At 62.3% G+C, this 17503-nt stretch carries 16 protein-coding genes and 1 pseudogene; 12 read left to right on the top strand and 5 right to left on the bottom strand.

Features of this window, described 5'->3' with window-relative positions; genetic code table 11:
* Positions 1-80: 80 nt before the first annotated feature.
* Entirely contained in the window at positions 81-806 is a 726-nt protein-coding gene (locus tag U5A52_RS38295; RefSeq protein WP_321939309.1) for a haloacid dehalogenase type II, read from the top strand.
* A gap of 49 nt (positions 807-855) precedes the next feature.
* Entirely contained in the window at positions 856-4188 is a 3333-nt protein-coding gene (locus U5A52_RS38290) for an AAA family ATPase (protein WP_321939306.1), read from the top strand.
* Positions 4189-4352: 164 nt separating this feature from the next.
* Here the strand turns inward: U5A52_RS38290 and U5A52_RS38285 are convergent, their stop codons facing one another.
* Positions 4353-5486, bottom strand: coding sequence for a porin (locus U5A52_RS38285; protein WP_321939304.1), 1134 nt, complete (start codon positions 5484-5486; stop codon positions 4353-4355).
* Positions 5487-5917: 431 nt separating this feature from the next.
* Here U5A52_RS38285 and U5A52_RS38280 point away from each other — a divergent pair, with 431 nt between their 5' ends.
* From U5A52_RS38280 to U5A52_RS38275, 3 genes and pseudogenes are all read left to right on the top strand, one after another.
* Entirely contained in the window at positions 5918-6178 is a 261-nt protein-coding gene (locus U5A52_RS38280; RefSeq protein WP_321939302.1) for a hypothetical protein, read from the top strand.
* A gap of 12 nt (positions 6179-6190) precedes the next feature.
* A pseudogene (locus U5A52_RS43400) lies at positions 6191-6529 on the top strand (tetratricopeptide repeat protein); the annotation flags it as partial.
* A 108-nt stretch (positions 6530-6637) separates the two neighbouring features.
* A complete protein-coding gene (locus tag U5A52_RS38275; protein ID WP_415774121.1) occupies positions 6638-7528 on the top strand; it encodes a glycosyltransferase family 9 protein in 891 nt (296 codons plus the stop codon).
* Positions 7529-7581: 53 nt separating this feature from the next.
* Here U5A52_RS38275 and U5A52_RS38270 read toward each other — a convergent pair whose 3' ends face one another.
* Positions 7582-8715 carry a porin gene (locus tag U5A52_RS38270; RefSeq protein WP_321939299.1) on the bottom strand — a complete coding sequence of 378 codons (1134 nt, stop codon included), beginning with the start codon at positions 8713-8715 and terminating at the stop codon, positions 7582-7584.
* Between the two features lie 495 nt (positions 8716-9210).
* On the opposite strand from U5A52_RS38270, the gene U5A52_RS38265 reads away from it, so the two are divergent.
* From U5A52_RS38265 to U5A52_RS38250, 4 genes are all read left to right on the top strand, one after another.
* Positions 9211-10320, top strand: a complete 1110-nt coding sequence (locus U5A52_RS38265; RefSeq protein WP_415774119.1) for an ABC transporter substrate-binding protein — start codon at positions 9211-9213, stop codon at positions 10318-10320.
* A gap of 103 nt (positions 10321-10423) precedes the next feature.
* Positions 10424-11356 (top strand): ABC transporter permease subunit, encoded by a 933-nt coding sequence (locus U5A52_RS38260; RefSeq protein ID WP_321915799.1) that lies wholly within the window; start codon positions 10424-10426, stop codon positions 11354-11356.
* Entirely contained in the window at positions 11353-12144 is a 792-nt protein-coding gene (locus U5A52_RS38255; RefSeq protein ID WP_321915800.1) for an ABC transporter permease, read from the top strand. Before U5A52_RS38260 ends, U5A52_RS38255 begins: the two co-directional genes overlap by 4 nt.
* An 18-nt stretch (positions 12145-12162) precedes the next feature.
* Positions 12163-13230, top strand: coding sequence for an ABC transporter ATP-binding protein (locus U5A52_RS38250; protein WP_321939296.1), 1068 nt, complete (start codon positions 12163-12165; stop codon positions 13228-13230).
* Between the two features lie 12 nt (positions 13231-13242).
* Here U5A52_RS38250 and U5A52_RS38245 read toward each other — a convergent pair whose 3' ends face one another.
* Positions 13243-14061, bottom strand: coding sequence for an NAD(P)-binding protein (locus U5A52_RS38245; RefSeq protein ID WP_321939294.1), 819 nt, complete (start codon positions 14059-14061; stop codon positions 13243-13245).
* A 340-nt stretch (positions 14062-14401) separates the two neighbouring features.
* Here U5A52_RS38245 and U5A52_RS38240 point away from each other — a divergent pair, with 340 nt between their 5' ends.
* The gene (locus tag U5A52_RS38240; RefSeq protein ID WP_321915803.1) at positions 14402-14602 is read left to right on the top strand and encodes a hypothetical protein; all 201 of its coding nucleotides are present in this window, start codon (positions 14402-14404) and stop codon (positions 14600-14602) included.
* A 62-nt stretch (positions 14603-14664) separates the two neighbouring features.
* Here U5A52_RS38240 and U5A52_RS38235 read toward each other — a convergent pair whose 3' ends face one another.
* A complete protein-coding gene (locus U5A52_RS38235) occupies positions 14665-14796 on the bottom strand; it encodes a hypothetical protein (RefSeq protein WP_321915804.1) in 132 nt (43 codons plus the stop codon).
* Between the two features lie 326 nt (positions 14797-15122).
* Here U5A52_RS38235 and U5A52_RS38230 point away from each other — a divergent pair, with 326 nt between their 5' ends.
* Together U5A52_RS38230 and U5A52_RS38225 are read left to right on the top strand one after the other, a co-directional pair.
* Entirely contained in the window at positions 15123-15434 is a 312-nt protein-coding gene (locus U5A52_RS38230) for a DUF4148 domain-containing protein (protein ID WP_321939292.1), read from the top strand.
* 166 nt (positions 15435-15600) lie between these two features.
* Complete coding sequence (locus U5A52_RS38225) at positions 15601-16110, top strand: septal ring lytic transglycosylase RlpA family protein (protein WP_321939290.1); 510 nt, start codon at positions 15601-15603, stop codon at positions 16108-16110.
* Between the two features lie 45 nt (positions 16111-16155).
* Here U5A52_RS38225 and U5A52_RS38220 read toward each other — a convergent pair whose 3' ends face one another.
* Positions 16156-17460, bottom strand: coding sequence for an MFS transporter (locus U5A52_RS38220; protein WP_321915807.1), 1305 nt, complete (start codon positions 17458-17460; stop codon positions 16156-16158).
* Between the last annotated feature and the right edge of the window lie 43 nt (positions 17461-17503).

The following is a 17503-nucleotide window of genomic DNA, read 5'->3' as shown; positions in this document are numbered from 1 at the left end:
AGGTTGCGCTTCTAGTGCTTCAATGAGCGCTGCGCCGCCTTAGCCGATTGGCCTTCGATCAACCGCCCATTCTGTCCCCTATGACAAAGCCCACCAATATCAAGGCCCTCGTATTCGACGTGTTCGGCACCGTCGTGGACTGGCGCAGCGGTGTGGCGAGAGAAGCCACCGCTTTTCTGCAACGCCACGCGCCGCAACTCGACGCTTTCGAGTTCGCCGATGCCTGGCGTCGCGAGTATTCGCCCTCGATGGAGGAAATCCGCAGCGGGCGACGGCCATACGTGCGCCTCGACATTCTGCACCGCGAGAACCTCGTGAAGGTGCTGGAACGCAGCGGCATCGCCGGAGTAACAAACGCCGAGATCGACGAACTCAACCTGGCCTGGCATCGTCTCGATCCGTGGCCGGATGCGCTCGGCGCGCTGACCCGCCTGAAGCGCCGCTACATCATCGCGCCTTTGTCCAACGGAAATATCCGGCTCATGGTGGATATGGCGAAGCGCGCCGGTTTGCCGTGGGACGCGATTCTCGGCGCCGAAGTGGTCCGCGCCTACAAGCCTTCACCGCAGGTGTACAGCGAGACGGTCGACATTCTGGGGCTTGCGCCAGCCGAACTGTGCCTCGTCGCGGCGCACAACGGCGACCTTGCCGCGGCGCGCCGTCTCGGTCTTTCGACCGCGTTCGTCGTGCGGCCGACCGAGCATGGACCCGGTCAGAAAACGGACCTGAAAGCGGAGCAAGCGTGGGACTTCGTCGTGGACGATTTGAACGAGCTTGCGAGTCAGCTTGATGCCTCGATAGATTGAGCTTTAATGGTATTTGCCATGGAGGGCGTCTCTCGGGATCAGGGGCTATATGCGCTGCACAAATTGTGGCTTCGAATGCCGCGAGGGCGCGAGATTTTGCGAGCAGTGCGGCACCCAGGTCGCTCACACTGCGTCGCCCCCGTCCCCGGTCGATTACACGCCTTCGCACCTGGCTGAGCAGATCCACGCCGCGCAGGCGGCCCTCGAAGCCCGTGGCAAAGCGCTCAGCGAACGTAAGACGATTACCGCCTTGTTTGCGGACATGGCCGGCTCGACCGCACTGATCTACGGGCTGGACCCGGAAGAGGCTCACGGGCTGATCGCGCCGGTCCTCGAATTGATGATGGAGGCCGTCCATCATTACGAGGGTTTTGTGGCGAAATTGCTCGGCGACGGCATTCTGGCCTTGTTTGGCGCGCCGATCGCCCACGAGGACCACGCGCAGCGCTCGCTCTATGCGGCGCTCAGAATGCAGCAAGCCATGCGCCGTCATAGCGACCGAATTCGCCTCGAGCGCGGCATTCCCCTGCAGATACGCGTGGGGGTCCACACCGGCGAAGTGCTCATGCGGTCCATTCACAAGAACGACTTGCAAGCGGACTATGACCCGGTTGGCAACGCGATCCACATCGCCTCGCGCATGGAGGCCATTGCGACGCCCGCGTCGATATTGGTGAGTCAATCCACTTACCGGCTGACCGAGGGCTATTTCGAGTTCAAGGCCTTAGGGCAGACACAGGTCAAAGGCGTGGCCGAACCGCTTGCAGTGTATGAGGTGCAGGGGCCCGGTGCGCTGCGCACACGTCTTCAGGTGGCCGAGCGGCGCGGTCTGGCCCGATTCGTCGGACGCGCGCCCGAACTCGAGACATTGCGCGCGGCGCTCGATGCGACCCGCGCCGGGCAATGCAGCATCGTCGGCGTGGTGGGCGAGGCGGGTGTGGGGAAATCGCGGCTCTTTCACGAGTTCAAACGCTCGGCGCTAAAACGCTGCCTCGTGGTGGAGACCTTCTCGGTTTCGCACGGCAAGTCGTTCGCGTACTTGCCGCTCATCGAATTGCTGAAAAACTACTTTCAGATCACGGCGGAAGACGACGAACGGCGAAGCCGCGAAAAGGTGACAGGCCGTGTGCTTGCCCTCGAACGCAAGCTGGAGGACGGGGTGCCTTATTTGCTCCATCTGCTGGCGGTTGGCGAAACCAGTCCGGCCCTCGCGCAAATGGATTCGCAAATCCGGCGCGAGCGCACGTTCGAAGCCATCACGCATCTCTTCGTGCGCGAGAGCGCGAACGAACCCGTCGTCCTGGTGTTCGAGGACCTGCAATGGCTCGACAGCGAGACGCAAGCCTTTCTCGCTTACCTGGTCGAGCACGTATCGAGCGGGCACCTTTTGTTGCTGCTGAACTATCGCCCGGAGTATCAGCATGAGTGGGGCGGGCGCAGCGGCTACACGCAGTTGGCGCTGGAGCCTCTCGGTCGTGCCGATGCACAAGGGCTCATCAGCGCGCTCGTCGGCGACGATCGAACGCTCACCGGGGTCAAGCAGCACGTGCTCGACAAAACGGAAGGCAATCCGTTTTTTATCGAAGAAGTCGTCCAGACCCTGGCCGAAGAACACGTGCTGGTGGGTGAACCGGGTCATTACCGGATGGAAGCGGCGCCGCTCGCGCTACATATTCCGACTACGGTGCAGGGCGTGCTGGCTGCGCGTATCGATCGCCTGCAGGCCGCAGACAAAGCGTTGTTGCAAACGCTCGCGGTGATTGGCAAGACGTTCCCGGCAAATCTTGTCCAGTATGTCGTCGACCTGCCGGACGACGAACTCTATGCGAGCTTGTCACGTCTGCAAGCGGGGGAGTTCATTTACGAGCAACCGGCGTTTCCGGAGGTGGAATACGGCTTCAAGCATGCCTTGACGCAGGAAGTGGCGGGCGGCTCCCTGCTTGCCGAGCGGCGCCGGCTTTTGCATGCACGCATCGGCCAGGCGATGGAGACGCTTTTCCATGACCGTCTCAAGGACTACTGGAACGAGCTCGCGCATCACTATAGCCTCAGCGCCAACGTACCGAAGGCGGTCGAATATTTGCAGAGCGCCGGTCAACAGGCGTGGCAACGTTCGGCTACCGCCGAGGCGCTTCGCCAGCTTGGCATGGCGCTGGATCTGCTCTCGGGCATGCCGGAAACGCCCGAACGCGCCGATCGCGAACTCACGTTGCTGCTTGCTATCGGGCCGGTGTTGATGGCCGCGAGAGGATGGGCTTCGCGCGATGTGGAAGCGACGTATTCGCGTGCGCTGGATCTGTGCAGGCAGGCTGGGCGAACACCGCATTTGTTCCGCGTTCAAACCGGTTTGCGGATGTTCTATCAGTTGAGCGCGGAATATAAAACGGCCAAAGAGATCGCCGAGCAGCTGCTCGAACTGGCAGCGCGCGCGAACAATCCCACGCAAGTCATGGAAGCGCATTATCTGCTCGGCATGAGCTTGTTCAGGCTCGGCGAGCTCTCCAGCGCGCATACCCACCTTGCCGGCCTGGCGACATCATCGTTACTGCAGGACTCAGGGCAGCTCGATGAAGAGATTTTTGCGCACGGGCGGGATCCGCGCAGCGTGGGCGAAGGCAGCCTGGGCCTCGTCCTTTGGCATAGGGGCTACCCGGACGCGGCGCTAAGGCATGCTGAACAAGCGATCAGTCGTGCGCGTTCGATGCACGATCTGGTCAGTCTCGGCCAAACGCTCATTTTCAAGGCTGAGCTTCACCAATTACGCCGAGAAACTGCGCAAACCCGTGCCTGCGCCGAAGCCGCCATCGCCCTTGCGACGGAGCAGGGCTTTCCCATGATTCTCGCGTGGGCGACCATGCTCCACGGCTGGGCGCTATCGGAGGCCGGAGAAGAGGAGGAGGGGATTGCGCAAGTTCGCCGCGGACTCGCCGACTACGAAGCAACCGGTGCTCGCCTTGGCCGCTCGTACTTTCTGGCATTGCTGGCCGAAACCTATGCAAACGCGGGGTTGTGCGACGCCGGGCAACATGCGCTGGCCGAGGCAATAGCGGTTTGCGAAACGTCGGACGAACGCTATCACGAGCCCGAGTTGTATCGGCTCAAAGGCGAGTTGTCGCTGCTCTGCGCAGGGCTTTCGAGCGTCGCACCCGTGGACCGCGACGCGGCGCAGGCGAACTTCAACGAAGCCATGGCGATCGCTCGCCGCCGGGGCGCCATATCGCTCGAACTTCGCGCGGCATTGAGCCTGGCAGCGCTTCATGCGCAAGCGGCACGCGCGCGTGAGGCGCGGGAGACACTCGCCCCAGTGTATGCGTCGTTCACAGAGGGGTTCGAAACGGCGGACCTGCGAGCAGCGAGGCAATGGCTCGACACGCTCGCCTAGAACGCCAAGCGGTCGTCGCAGGCGCTGCGGCGCGGTATCTCAGGAAAGCATAGGGGCAGGCCAACGCCGAAACGTTAGTCTGCCCATGCCGGTTCGCCGCTTACGCGGCGATCCGGTCTCGCGCTTGCCGTCCCGCGACAGGCGACGGAACACGCATGGCCGTGTTAGAAGCGATGGCGGATACCCACGGTCGCCACAGCCTGCGAGTTCGAATCCGACGCGGAAACGCCCATGATGTCCGCGTGAATCTTCCCTTCGCCATCCACCACGCGCTGATACGCGGCTTCTGCGTAAAGGTCGGTGCGCTTCGAGAGCGCGTAATCGCCTTGCAGCGTGAACTGATGGAACTTCGGATTCACGCCTTCCAGGCTCGCGTCCGTGTACGTATAGGCGCCCGACACCGTGAACGCAGGCGTAAACGCGTAGCGGCCATTGATTTCGTAGTTGGCGAAGCGCGCGCTGTCGCCCGCGAGCGACGTCGTCGTGCCCGCGTTCGCGGAGTTGATGGCCGTGAGATTGTTCAGCTGCGTTTGCGTGAACACGAAGCCCACGTTGGCCGCGCCGAACGCGTAGTTCAGGCCCGCGCCGTACGTGCGCTGACGCGAAGCCGTGAAGGTGGCGTCGTCGCTGACCGCGCCGCTGCTGTTGATGGTCGAACCCGAGTTGTTGAGCTGCAGGTAGCCCGCGCCTGCCGTGAGGCCGCCAAACGCGTAGGTGGCGCCGAGGCTGTATGCGCGGTTGCTCGCAAAGCCGCCTGCGTCGTTCGAGAAGCCGTACAGCGCGTTGAACTTGAGGCCGCCGTAGTTCACGCTCTGGTACTTGAGCGAATTGCTCACGCGGAACGAGTTGTTGAGGTTGTCGTTGTCGTACGGGTGTGCGGCGAGCGTGCCGCCGTATTGCGTGCCGTTCAACGACAGTGCGCCCAGGTTGTCGACCACGCTGTCGTACTGACGACCCAGCGTGAGCGCGCCGGCCTGTTCGCTCGAAAGACCGACGAACGCTTGACGGCCAAACATGCGGCTATTTTGCTTCGCCGCGCCGGTCGAAATGCTGAAGCCGCTCTCGAGCACGAAGATCGTCTTGAGGCCGCCGCCCAGGTCTTCGCTGCCGCGCAGGCCCCAACGGCTGCCGTTGAGCGCGCCGCTCGTCTGTTGCACGTTCGAGCTGCCCGACTGGTTGCTCGTGTACAGGACGCCGGCGTCGATCAAGCCGTAAAGCGTAACCGAGCTTTGCGCGTGCGCCGCGCTGGCGAAAGAGGCTGCAGCGACTGCGAGAGCGGATAGGGTGTTCTTTTTCATCGTGACTCCATTGCTTTGTATTTCGCTCGAAAGAGAGCGAGCGCGGAGCATAACGCGATATAGCGAGTGCATTTCGGAATTTGTGGCATACATGCCACGATTACTGGCTAACCGTTTCTTACTTGTTCCGGCTTATTACTTCCGCACCAGAAATGATAAAAATATCAGTTAAATCAGGGACTTTTAGCGATCCCGCATGGTGGGTGGAACGCACGGTTTTCCGTATTTTTATCGTAATTTAGAGAAATATTCGACGATTCCGCATCCTTGAATATTACGGTGAATGAATACCGCGAAGAAATGCATGTTATTCAACGAATCGAATTGGCTGCACCGTTCCTTATCATGATTTTCGACCACGGGCGCGGCTGTGACAAAGCGCCGCCTTGAGTACTCTTCCATGCATTCGGGCGCGAACGCCCCGCGTTCCCATGACTGACACCATCGTTGCGCTGCTCGCCAAGGCGAAGCAGCATTTCATCGCCGGCCGCATCGACGCCGCGCAGCACGATCTCCAATCGATCCTGCGAGTCCATGCCGATCACCCTGGCGCGCTGGAAGCGATGTCTTTCGTCTACGCTGCGCGCGAGGATTACACACGCGCCGCCGAACTCGCATGGCGCGCAGCGCAGCCCGCCACGACGGTTCCGCAGCAGTTAGAGCAAGCGGCGCGCATTTGCCAGTGCGCGTAACGCCATGCAGACGCCGTCGCGCTCTACGAACGCCTGCTCGCGCTCGCGCCCGATCACGCTGAAGCGCTGCACGGCGCAGCGATGTCGTTCATGCAACTGGCGCAGGCCGAAGCCGCGCTCGCCTGTCTCACCCGACTGACGCGCCGCTATCCGCACGCGGCGCAAGCGCACTACAACCGCGGCACGCTGCTCGGCTTGCTGGGCCGTTACGACGAGGAACTCGAAGCGTACCGGCGGGCAATCGAACTCAAGCCGGATTTCGTCGCCGCCTATGTGAATCTGGGCGTCGCGTTACGCGATCTGCATCGCTTCGACGAGGCGCTGCGCCAGTTCAGGAAAGCGTTGTCGATCGACACGAACGACGCCGGCGCACGCACGAATCGCGCGCAGACCAATCTGCTGCTCGGCGAATTCGAGCACGGTTGGCGCGAATACGAATGGCGCTGGCGCGACGGCGAGATGACACACGGTTTCCCCGCGGCGACGCAATGGACCGGCCAGCCACTCGCGGGCAAGACCGTGCTCGTGCACGCGGAACAAGGTTTCGGCGACACGTTGCAGTTCATTCGCTTCATCGAGCGCCTGAACGCGAAGGGCGCACGCGTGATCGCGCGCGTGCAGGAGGCGCTGCGGTCGTTGCTGCAGAACGTGGCGGGTGCGGCGAGTGTGACAGGCGAATTCTCGGCGCTGCCGGAGTTCGACTACCACGTACCGATGTTGAGCCTGCCGCATGCGCTCACGCTGCGCGAAGGGGACTTCGCGACCTCGGGTGCGTATCTGCGCGTCGATACCGAAGTTGAAGATGCAGCGCGCGCATCGTGGTCCGACGTAATCGGCGCCAACGAGAATGACGATCGGAGGCTGCGCGTGGGCGTGGTCTGGTCAGGCAGCACGACGCACGTGAACGATCGCAATCGCTCGATGCCGCTTGCGGAACTCCTTCCGCTTTTCGACGCCGATGCGCGTTTCATCTCGCTGCAACAAGCGGTGCGCGAGCGCGACCGCGCGTGCGCGGACGAACTCGCGCAGCGCGGCCGGCTGATCGACACCGGCGCACGTTTGACGACGTTCCCGGCGACGGCGGCGCTTGTCGCGCAGCTCGATCTGGTGATCGCCGTGGATACGGCGGTCGCGCATCTGGCGGGCGCACTCGGCAAGCCCGTGTGGATCGCGCTGCCGTTCACGCCGGACTGGCGCTGGCAACTGAATCGCGACGACAGCCCGTGGTATGCCGATGCGCGTCTGTTCCGTCAAACGCGCCGCGGCGAGTGGGGCGACGTGGTGGCAGCGTTGCGCACGGCGATCGATGCTCGAATCGCCGCGCGATCGACCACGAGGCATGCAGCATGATGGTCTGGCCTGCGCCGGCCATCACGCCCGCCAGCGGTGGACTGCCAGCGCACTTAGAACCGGTGGCGCATGCCGATCATCACAATCGCCTGCGAGCTCTTGCCGGAATCGATTTCGGTCGAACCGATCACAGCCTGCGCGGTGCCTTCGCCATTTTCGCCGCTCGCGTGTCCGTAACCGCCCACTGCGTAGAAGTCGGTGCGCTTGCTGATCACATAGTCGGCGCCAAGCGCAAACTGGTTGTACTTCGCCGACGAATCGCCGCTCGACTTCATATACGTATAGCCGATTTCAGTCGTGAGCGCGGGCGAGATCTGCCACAGTGCATACACTGAGCCGGTGTTGTACTTTTGCGCCGTCGTGAAGGACGAGCTTGCGTCCGGCACGTACTGCGCGAAGCTGTAGTAGCCGCCGAGCGTGACGGGACCGATGGCGTAGTTGCCGCCCAGGCGCGCGATATTGATGGAACGGGCCGACGAGTAGGCGTCGTTGACCGACGTGGTGAAAAGCGAGTCAGCGGTGGTCGTGCCGCGAGTCGACAGCACCGCATTGCCGTTGTCGATATGCATGAAGCCCGCTGCGAGGCCGAGCGGTCCCTGACCGTACGAAAGCGCGCCGCTCCACGTCTGGCCCGATCCCTGCGAGCCGGCAACGCCGCCGAACGTGTACATCCATTCCGTCTTCAGGCCGGCCAACGTCGGGCTTGCCCATTTGATGGCATTGCTAAAGCGCGCGGTATTGTCCGCGTTGTCGATGTCGCCCGGCGTCGAGAACATGCCGCCGAGAAAGTTATCGCCCTGGATGGGCTGCACGAGGTCGGTGAGCGGGTCGTACTGACGCCCGGCGGTCAGCGTGCCGAACCGGCTGTCCTGCAGGCCAACAAACGCTTGACGTCCGAACAGGCGGGTTCCTTGCCCTGACTTGCCGGTCTCCACGTTGAAACCGCTTTCGAGCGTGAACACCGTCGTCAGTCCGCCGCCGAGATCTTCGCTGCCCTTCAAGCCCCAGCGCGAACCCGAGAGGTTGCCGCTCGTCATCGAGATTTGCGAACTCTGTCCGCCCGAATTGTGCGTGTACTGAATCCCCGCGTCGATGAGGCCATACAGGGTCACGGAGTTTTGCGCGAACACCTGGGTCGAGAACCCTGAAAAACTAAGGATAGCTACAGAAATTGCGGACTTCTTCATCGAAATATTTTCCTTGTTGTCTGAGAGGCGGCGACGGGCTGGCGTGAGCGAGCCCTTCGCCGCGCTTTTCTGGCATGAGTCGATCATGCCGACGACAGGCTAATTCCCGATTATTAATCTATTAAGTAGATGTTCTTATCAATCATTCTATTATCCGCAGTTTCGTTTACAGAATTTTTCTCACAAATAAACTTAATAGATATTTCATTTTCCGAATTATTCTTACTCGATGTAATAAATAATCGAGAGCAGAGCAAAAATGGTTTCGCAATAAAACAATATAGACAAATGCCTCTATTTTCAATGCGTTTTCCCTTCGGGCAGAATCGCTGACACGAATCTGACTCATTGCGCCATTACGATCTGGCGCGCCTTACGCCCCGGCTTATGCACCGGAAAAGGGCATTAGCGGCAGCCTGCAGGCGTGCGCCAATTTGCTTGCTGTTTTTCACCACACGTTAATTTCGGCAAAGGATGGGAAATTCTATGAATCGGATGAGTACAAGCCGTTTTGGTTTGCTGTCGGCGGCAGGCGCCGCTGTACTAGCCTCCATGGGCGTGGGCAGCGCGAATGCGGCGCCGTCCGACGCCCTCATCGCCGCCGCGAAGCAGGAAGGGCAGCTGACGGTCATTGCGCTCCCGCACGACTGGTGCGGCTATGGTCCGATGATCGAAGCCTTCAAGGCGAAGTACGGGATCAAGGTCAACGAGCTGAATCCGGATGCGGGCTCGGGCGACGAGATCGAGGCGATCAAGGCAAATAAAGGCAACAAGGGTCCGCAGGCACCGGACGTGATCGACGTCGGTCTGTCGTTCGGTCCGTCGGCGAAGGCGGACGGTCTGTTGCAGCCGTACAAGGTGTCGACGTGGAAGTCGATCCCGAACGACTCGAAGGACGCCGACGGATACTGGTATGGCGACTATTACGGCGTCCTTTCTTTCGAAGTCAACGCGGACATGATCGACAAGGCCCCGGCCGACTGGAGCGATCTGCAGAAGCCGGAGTACAAGAACGCGGTGGCGCTGGCCGGCGACCCGCGCGCGTCGAACCAGGCGATCCAGGCCGTCTACGCGGCTGGCCTGTCGTCGGCCAAGGGTGATGCGAGCAAGGCCGAAGCGGCCGGTCTCCAGTTCTTCGCCAACCTGAACAAGAACAGCAACTTCGTGCCGGTGATCGGCAAGGCCGCTTCCGTTGCGCAGGGCACGACGCCGATTCTCGTGCGCTGGGACTACAACGCGCTTGCCGACCGCGACACGCTCAAGGGCAATCCGAAGGTGGAAGTCGTCGTGCCGAAGACGGGCGTCGTTGCGGGCGTGTACGTGCAGGCCATCAGCGCCTACGCGCCGCACCCGAACGCCGCGAAGCTGTGGATGGAGTACCTCTATTCGGACGAAGGGCAGCTCGGCTGGCTCGCGGGTTATTGCCACCCGATCCGCTACAACGAGCTTGCCGCGCAGAAGAAGGTGCCCGCCGCACTGCTGGCGAAGCTGCCGCCCGCCACGGCCTACAAATCGGCCGTATTCCCGACGCTGCAGCAGCAGGACGCGACCAAAGCGGCTGTGACGAAGCAATGGGATAGCGTCGTAGGCGCGAACGTCAAGTAAGCGCGATTGCGGATGGTGATGCGCGAGGCGGTGATCCGCGCTCGCGCGCCAGCCGCAACTTTCGCTGGCATTGCATCGCTCACTCCTCGTTCCTGAAAGCCCTATGAGCACTGTATCCAACCTGGAGCCCAACGGGCCTGATCTCGCCGTGCCGCCGGGAAACGCTCCGCATGCAAAGCGATCCTCGGGCGCCGCGCGCTACCTGTCCTTGCTAGGCGTCGCGCCGTTCTTCATTTTCACGCTGCTGTTCCTGATCGCGCCGACCGTGTACCTCATGGCCGGTGCGTTCCAGAATGCACAGGGCCGGTTCACGCTCGACAACTTTCGGCAGCTCTTCGAGCCGGAGGTGCTGAGTGCGTACTGGATCAGCATCAAGGTGAGTACGGCGTCGGCGGCGGGTGGGGCGGTCATCGGCCTGCTGCTCGCGTGGGCCGCGGTGCTCGGCCGCTTGCCCGGCTGGATCCGTCCAACGCTATTGACCTTCTCCGGCGTCGCGTCGAATTTCGCCGGCGTGCCGCTCGCGTTCGCGTTCATCTGCACGCTCGGGCGCGTCGGTCTCGTCACGATGCTGCTGCACCGCTACGCGCACGTGAACCTCTACGCCACAGGCTTCAGCATTCTCAGTTTCTGGGGGCTGACGATCACCTACCTGTACTTTGAAATTCCGTTAATGGTCCTGATCATTGCACCTGCCCTGGATGGCCTGAAGCGCGAGTGGCGCGAGGCATGCGACTGCCTGGGCGGCACCGCGTGGCACTACTGGCGCCTCATTGCGCTGCCGGTGCTGTGGCCAAGCGTGCTTGGCGGCGCGCTGCTGCTGTTCGCCAACGCGTTCGGCGCAGTCGCCACCGCGTACGCGTTGACCGGCAGTTCGCTGAACATCGTGACGATCCTCCTGTATGCGCAGGTGCGCGGCGACGTGCTGCACAACCAGAACCTCGGCTATGCGCTCGCGCTCGGCATGGTGGTGATCACGGGGCTCTCGAACGGCGGCTATCTCTGGCTGCGTGCGCGCGCCGAAAGGGGGCGCCGATGAAAAAGCCATCCCGGCTGGGCGCCTGGATCGCGATTGTCGTCGGCGCACTGTATTTCCTGATCCCTCTCTTCGCGACCTTCGAGTTCAGCCTGCGCATGCGGCGCGGCACATACAGCTTCGACGCGTACAAGGTCGTGCTGGGCGACCCGAGCTTTCAGGCGTCGTTCGGCTATTCCGTGCTGATGGCGTTCGTGACGATCGTGATCGGCGTGCTGCTCGTCGTGCCGACGGCGTACTGGGTGCAACTGCGGCTGCCGAAGCTGCGCCCTGTGGTCGAGTTCATCACGCTGCTGCCGGTCGTGATTCCGGCAATCGTGATCGTGTTCGGCTATCTGCGCCTCTACAACAGCAGTTCGTGGCTGCCGATGACCGGCAACGAGCGCGCCACCGACCTGCTGCTCGCATTCGGCTACGTCACGCTCGCGCTGCCCTACATGTATCGCTCGGTCGATGCCGGCCTGCGCGCGGTCGACGTGCGCACGCTCACCGAAGCGGCCGAGGCGCTCGGCGCCAACTGGCCCACGATCCTCTTCAAGGTGATCTTCCCGAATATCCGCTCGGGCATCCTCTCGGGCGCGTTCCTGACCTTTGCCGTCGTGATCGGCGAGTTCACGATGGCGAGCCTGCTCGACCGTCCGGCGTTCGGCCCTTATCTGCAGCTGATCGGCGCGAACCGCGCCTACGAACCGTCCGCGCTCGCGATCATCGCGTTCGTCGTCACGTGGGCGTCGATGGGCCTGATCCAGGTCTTCGGCTCCGTGCGCGCGGCGGCGGCTCACAAATCCTGATGAACCAGGACATCATTCATGGCATTCCTTGAGATAGAGAATCTGCACAAGTCGTTCGGCGCGCATACGGCGCTGCATCACTTCGACATGCAGATCGAGCGCGGCGAATTCATCACGTTTCTCGGGCCGTCGGGCTGCGGCAAGACGACGGTGCTGCGCATGATCGCCGGCTTCGAAGATCCGACGCGCGGGGCGATCCGTATCGCGGGCAAGGACGTCACGCGGCTGCGCACGCGGGCGCGCAAGATCGGCATGGTATTTCAGTCGTACGCGCTGTTCCCGAACATGACCGTTGCCGGGAACATCGGCTTCAGCCTGAAAGTCGCGGGCCGCCCGCAAAGCGAAATCAACAAGCGCGTGGAGGAGATGCTCGAGCTCATCAAGCTGCCGCTTTTCGGCGAGCGCTACCCGTGGCAGCTCTCCGGCGGCCAGCAGCAGCGTGTCGCGCTCGCGCGCGCCATTGCCGGCAAACCGGAGGTCTTGCTGCTCGACGAGCCGCTATCTGCGCTCGACGCGAAAATCCGCATCTCGCTGCGCCAGGATATTCGCGCGCTGCAGCGCGAGCTTGGCATCACGTCGATTTTCGTCACGCACGACCAGGAGGAAGCGCTGTCCATTTCCGATCGCATCGTCGTGATGAACGAGGGGCGCGTGGAGCAGGTGGGTACGCCTGCCGAGATCTACAACTTCCCGCGCACGCGCTTCGTGGCGTCGTTCGTCGGCACGCTGAACCTGCTGCCGGGCAAGATCGTCGATCCGGCGACGGGGCGCATCGCGGTCGACGGCCAGGTGCTCACCACCTCGCAGCCGCTGCCCGCCGACGACGTGGGCCGCGCGCGCCTGCTCGCAGTGCGGCCGGAGGCGATCCGTCTGGAAGCGCCGGCGGCGGGCCGCAACTCGCTTGCCGCGACGGTCGAGGACATCGACTTTCTCGGTGCGGTGGTGCGCATCCGTGCGCGCGTGAAGGAAGCCGTCGTTTCGCTGGATATTTTCAACGACCCCAACCACGCCTTGCCGCAACGCGGTCAGCCTGTCGCGCTCGGCTTTTCGCACGAGAATCTGCTGGTGCTCGAAGAGGGGGCGTGAGTACGCCAGCCACTATGATCGTGGAGGTCGCGCTGCCGCTGCCTCCACACGGTCCGTGAGCTTGCCGACCAGCGCATTCGCCACGATCTCCTCGCCGATGACGACGTCGGACGCTCCGGCGCTTTCGAATAGCGCCTTTCTCAAGGGATTTTCGCCGGGCACGACAATCGCAAGCGAAGCGTTCAGCGTATGCGCCAGCAAGGTGATCGCCAGATTGTTGTTGCTGTCGGGCGTTGTCACGATCAGTGCTTTGGCGCTATCGAGCCGCGCGCGCCTGAGCACGTCGTCGAATACGTCCGGGGGACCCAGAACCACCATCAGTCCGCGATCCGCCGCCCGGTGCGCCTGCTCCTGGTCGCCCACGACGACGAGCACCGTCTCTCCTGCTTCGCGCAAGCGGTTGGCGACCAGTTCGCCAAGCGAATGGAATCCAACCAGCACAACATGATTCGCTAGATGCCCGAGCTTGCGTTCCATAAGCCTGTTCTCCCGATAAGCCAGCACGTCGTCGCTCGATAACATGCCAGTGAGCCTGGAAACCGCGAATCCGCCAATCACCATCGTCGCCGACATGGCGAGCAGCATGAAGATCTTCTGACTCGGATTGAACTCCGTAAAGTCGCCGAGTGTCGTGACGAGATTGAATCCGTCCCAAAGGGCCGTAAATACTTTGCCGGAAAGCGGAGCACCGGACTGGTCGAGCAGGGCCAACCCGGTGGCCGCGCCAACGAGCAGCAGGGCGAGAAGCGCAATGGTCAGGCGCACCTCGCGGCGCCATTCACGAATGCGCAGCCCTCCGAGGCGGGGCTCATGAACACGGAAGATCCACATCGTTACCTCGGACCCAGGCGGAAATCGATTGGCGATCGTGCGTTGCACAAGACAGCACCGCCGTGACTGCCTAGCGTATCACTCAGCCGTTCAGACCCAGGTTCGGCTGCCCACGAACGACCGAAACAAGACGACCGCCACGCGGCGCGGCCCGCCTGTCGGCGATTCCCCGACATCTCTCGGCCAGGTGATGGCCGCGCCCAAACTCGCATCGTCGCGTATGCACGCTGGGTCGGGCTTTGCGCGGATGGTGCCCCGATGGCATGACATCTGCATGGTGTGGCGCGAGCGGCTGGCCGCTTGACGCATCCTGCAACCGTCCTGTTCGAGGAGACCCATCATGACTACGTTGACCATCCGCGATCTTCAGAAGTCGCAAGCGCTCGATCACGAAGCAATGGCCAGGTTTCAAGGTGGCCGGATGAAGATCATCGGCTCGCACCCCGGCTCGATCCTCACCTCCGCCGACGGCGACCCGGTCGCCGTGTATGTCGACGGCGTGCTGCAAAACTCCGTTAGCGACGGCTACTACCACGGCTGAGTGCCAGCGGCATACAAAGCACAGCGGTGTAACCGCGGGGGGCTGATGTGGACCAAACGTGGCTATGTACCGCTGCCGGCGCGATCGTGATTGTGATCGCGCTGGCTGGCGTGACGGCGCACTACCTTCGTGAGCGTCGTCGGGCCGATCTTCTGCGCAACTTCGATCACCATGAATGGTGGCAGCGTAACCACGGTTCCGCCTGCACTTCGGGCGGCTCGGGTACCGGGAGCAGGGCAGTACAAGCAGGAACATGGCGGAAATATTGAACGGGTATTCAACGATGAGCTACCCATTTCTGGCCCCCATCGATTGATGGAGGCGATCGGGGGCGCGGGAAAAACATAGCGAGAGCGTATTGCGCCTGCGCGTAGGTTCGGCCCGGTCTTGCAACGAGGCGAAGGTGCCCGCTTCGAGCAGGCCCTCGATAGAGGAGGAAATGAGCGAAGTGAAGCGGCTTTTTTGTGCAGACAAGAAGGCCTGTTGCACCCCACATGGCAATCCTTAGAGGTAGCTCATCATGAAATCGCTAGATAAAACATTCGTTATCCTTACCATTCTGTCTGCTCCGGTGGCTTCGTTCGCACAATCGAACGCCGCCGTGACTCCCGAGCAGGTCCGCGCCGAACTCGTGCAGCTGGAACAGGCTGGCTACCACCCAGGTGACGGCGACAACACAAACTATCCAGCCGACATCCAGGCTGCCGAAGCGCGCGTGGCCGCGCAGAACGGCGGGAACAGCTACGGCGGAATGGTTGGCGGGACGTCGGCGTCTGGTGCGCCCGCTGCCGCAACCGGCGACAGCATGAAGCCGATTTACTTCGGTCAATAAACCATTGCGTTGACGAAGCCCTTCCTCCGAATGGAGGGGCTTTGTTTGGGTTCGTTACCGGCAGCAAAATGAGGGCCGGACTGACAGGCCCATTGCAAGAAACCTGAAAAGTTGCCAGAATTTCGGCCCGGCTCGACTTACCCGGGCACGCGGAATGCTCCGAAACTTGAAAACGTTTAATCGCCGCTCATTGACTAATATGTGGTCTATGAAGCCATCGCTGCGCTATGTGGGAGTTTGTGCAATCTGCGCCTTCTTTACGGCGTGTGGTCAGATCGCGCCCAGACAAACGGCATGCAGCGTGGATTCCTGTCGCACGCGGCACGAGGTGGTGCAATCCGGCGAGGCGTCGTGGTATGCGGAAAAATTCCAGGGGCGGCAGACCGCCAACGGAGAACGCTTTGATGCCGGCTCATTGACGGCTGCGCATCGTACATTGCCGCTTGGCAGCTACGTGCGCGTGAGGTCGATGGCAACCGGAAAGTCGGTTGTCGTGCGCATCAACGATCGCGGCCCCTACGTGAAAGGCCGAATCATCGATCTCTCTTATGCCGCCGCGAAGACCCTGGGGTTGACGGAAGCACGGTCGATGCGAGTGCAGATCGAACGCGTGGAGAACACGCAAAACGCACAGACGGAGCCGGACGACGGCGGAATTCTCGCTACAGGAAGGTGACGTGAGGGCTGACTCGCGTCACGCCACGCTCCTGTCGCCACCGCATCATCCCATGGTTTGAGCGGCGCTCGCGCTGCGCTGCCTGAAATGGCCCGGCTTCAGCGCCATGACAGCTACGAGACTGAGCGCGATGCCGATCATCACATAGAGCACCGGCGCCAGCGGCGAACCCGTGAGCGCAATGAGCCACGTCACGAAAGTCTGTGCAAAGCCGCCAAAGATCAGGACAACAACGTTATTGACCACGGCGAGCGACGTCGCGCGCGTGCGCTTGGGGAACATCTCGGCAAGCGTCGTGCAATAGACGCCGAGGAAGGTCGCGCTGAGCACGCCGATCACGATTTGCGTGACGAGGAGCCGGGGCACGGACGGCGCCGCCACGACCCACGCATAGAGCGGATAGATCGCAACCAGGTAGGCGCCCAGCGACCCGACCAGCAGCGTCTTGCGGTCGTAGCGGTCAGATAGCGCCCCCGCGAGCGGCGTCACGATCAGCATGACGATGGCCGCGATCATTTGCACCATGAAGCTTTCCGAAACGGGCAGCTTGAGAACCTGCTTCGCGTAGGTGACGGTATAGCCGAACGTGACGTAGAAGGTAACGGTGCTCGCCACCACCATGCCCATGCCGATCAGATAGTCTGGCAGCCCGCGCTTGACGGCAGCCGCATCCGTCGTCCGGGCGCGCGGCGTGGCGTGGATGCGCGCATAGGTTTCGCTTGCATGGCGGCGCAGGTAGATGGTCAGCGGCGCAATGAGCAGGCCCACCGCGAACGGGATGCGCCAGGCGCCCGCGAGCTGTTGCTCGGGCGTGAACACCTGCGTGACCACCATGCCGAGCGCGGCGCCCAGCATCGTCGACATAAGCTGCCCGCTCATTTGCCACGATCCGTAGAAGCCGGTGCGATTAGGCGGCGCCAGTTCGATCAGGAACGCCGTGGAAGTGCCGAATTCACCGCCTATCGAAAAACCTTGCAGGAGCCGGGCCACCAGCATCAGCAGCGGCGCCGCGAGGCCGGCCGTCGCGTAGGTCGGCGCGAAGGTCATGATCGCGGCGGCCAGCGCCATGATGCCCATGCCGAGCGTCATGCCCGCCTTGCGGCCATATTTATCGCCGTAGAGGCCGAGCAGCAGGCCGCCCACGGGGCGCATGAAAAAGCCTGCGCCGAAGAGAGCCGTGGTTAGCAGGATCGCATTCAGATCCGCTCCCGCTGCGCCGTGCGAGACCGGAAAAAACAGCTTGCTGATGATCGGCGTCATCGCTGCGAAGATGGTGAAATCGAACCACTCCATCGCATTGGCCAGCACGGCGGCCACGATGACGGGCTTGATGCCTGGTTGAGTGTCCATCGGCTATCCCCGGATATTGGTTGAAGGGCGGTCCAGCATGCTT

This window comes from Paraburkholderia sp. J8-2, assembly GCF_905220195.1.
Classification (GTDB): Bacteria; Pseudomonadota; Gammaproteobacteria; order Burkholderiales; family Burkholderiaceae; genus Paraburkholderia.
This window is presented reverse-complemented; position numbering and strand designations above follow the sequence as displayed.

What these genes read in the sequence shown, in the direction of transcription:
- U5A52_RS38245 (WP_321939294.1), bottom strand. Translation starts at nt 14,061, where the DNA reads ATGTGGATCTTCCGTGTTCATGAGCCCCGCCTCGGAGGGCTGCGCATT.
- U5A52_RS38255 (WP_321915800.1), top strand. Translation starts at nt 11,353, where the DNA reads ATGAAAAAGCCATCCCGGCTGGGCGCCTGGATCGCGATTGTCGTCGGC.
- U5A52_RS38275 (WP_415774121.1), top strand. Translation starts at nt 6,638, where the DNA reads ATGACACACGGTTTCCCCGCGGCGACGCAATGGACCGGCCAGCCACTC.
- U5A52_RS38220 (WP_321915807.1), bottom strand. Translation starts at nt 17,460, where the DNA reads ATGGACACTCAACCAGGCATCAAGCCCGTCATCGTGGCCGCCGTGCTG.
- U5A52_RS38285 (WP_321939304.1), bottom strand. Translation starts at nt 5,486, where the DNA reads ATGAAAAAGAACACCCTATCCGCTCTCGCAGTCGCTGCAGCCTCTTTC.
- U5A52_RS38290 (WP_321939306.1), top strand. Translation starts at nt 856, where the DNA reads ATGCGCTGCACAAATTGTGGCTTCGAATGCCGCGAGGGCGCGAGATTT.
- U5A52_RS38250 (WP_321939296.1), top strand. Translation starts at nt 12,163, where the DNA reads ATGGCATTCCTTGAGATAGAGAATCTGCACAAGTCGTTCGGCGCGCAT.
- U5A52_RS38265 (WP_415774119.1), top strand. Translation starts at nt 9,211, where the DNA reads ATGAGTACAAGCCGTTTTGGTTTGCTGTCGGCGGCAGGCGCCGCTGTA.
- U5A52_RS38270 (WP_321939299.1), bottom strand. Translation starts at nt 8,715, where the DNA reads ATGAAGAAGTCCGCAATTTCTGTAGCTATCCTTAGTTTTTCAGGGTTC.
- U5A52_RS38240 (WP_321915803.1), top strand. Translation starts at nt 14,402, where the DNA reads ATGACTACGTTGACCATCCGCGATCTTCAGAAGTCGCAAGCGCTCGAT.
- U5A52_RS38260 (WP_321915799.1), top strand. Translation starts at nt 10,424, where the DNA reads ATGAGCACTGTATCCAACCTGGAGCCCAACGGGCCTGATCTCGCCGTG.
- U5A52_RS38295 (WP_321939309.1), top strand. Translation starts at nt 81, where the DNA reads ATGACAAAGCCCACCAATATCAAGGCCCTCGTATTCGACGTGTTCGGC.
- U5A52_RS38230 (WP_321939292.1), top strand. Translation starts at nt 15,123, where the DNA reads ATGAAATCGCTAGATAAAACATTCGTTATCCTTACCATTCTGTCTGCT.
- U5A52_RS38280 (WP_321939302.1), top strand. Translation starts at nt 5,918, where the DNA reads ATGACTGACACCATCGTTGCGCTGCTCGCCAAGGCGAAGCAGCATTTC.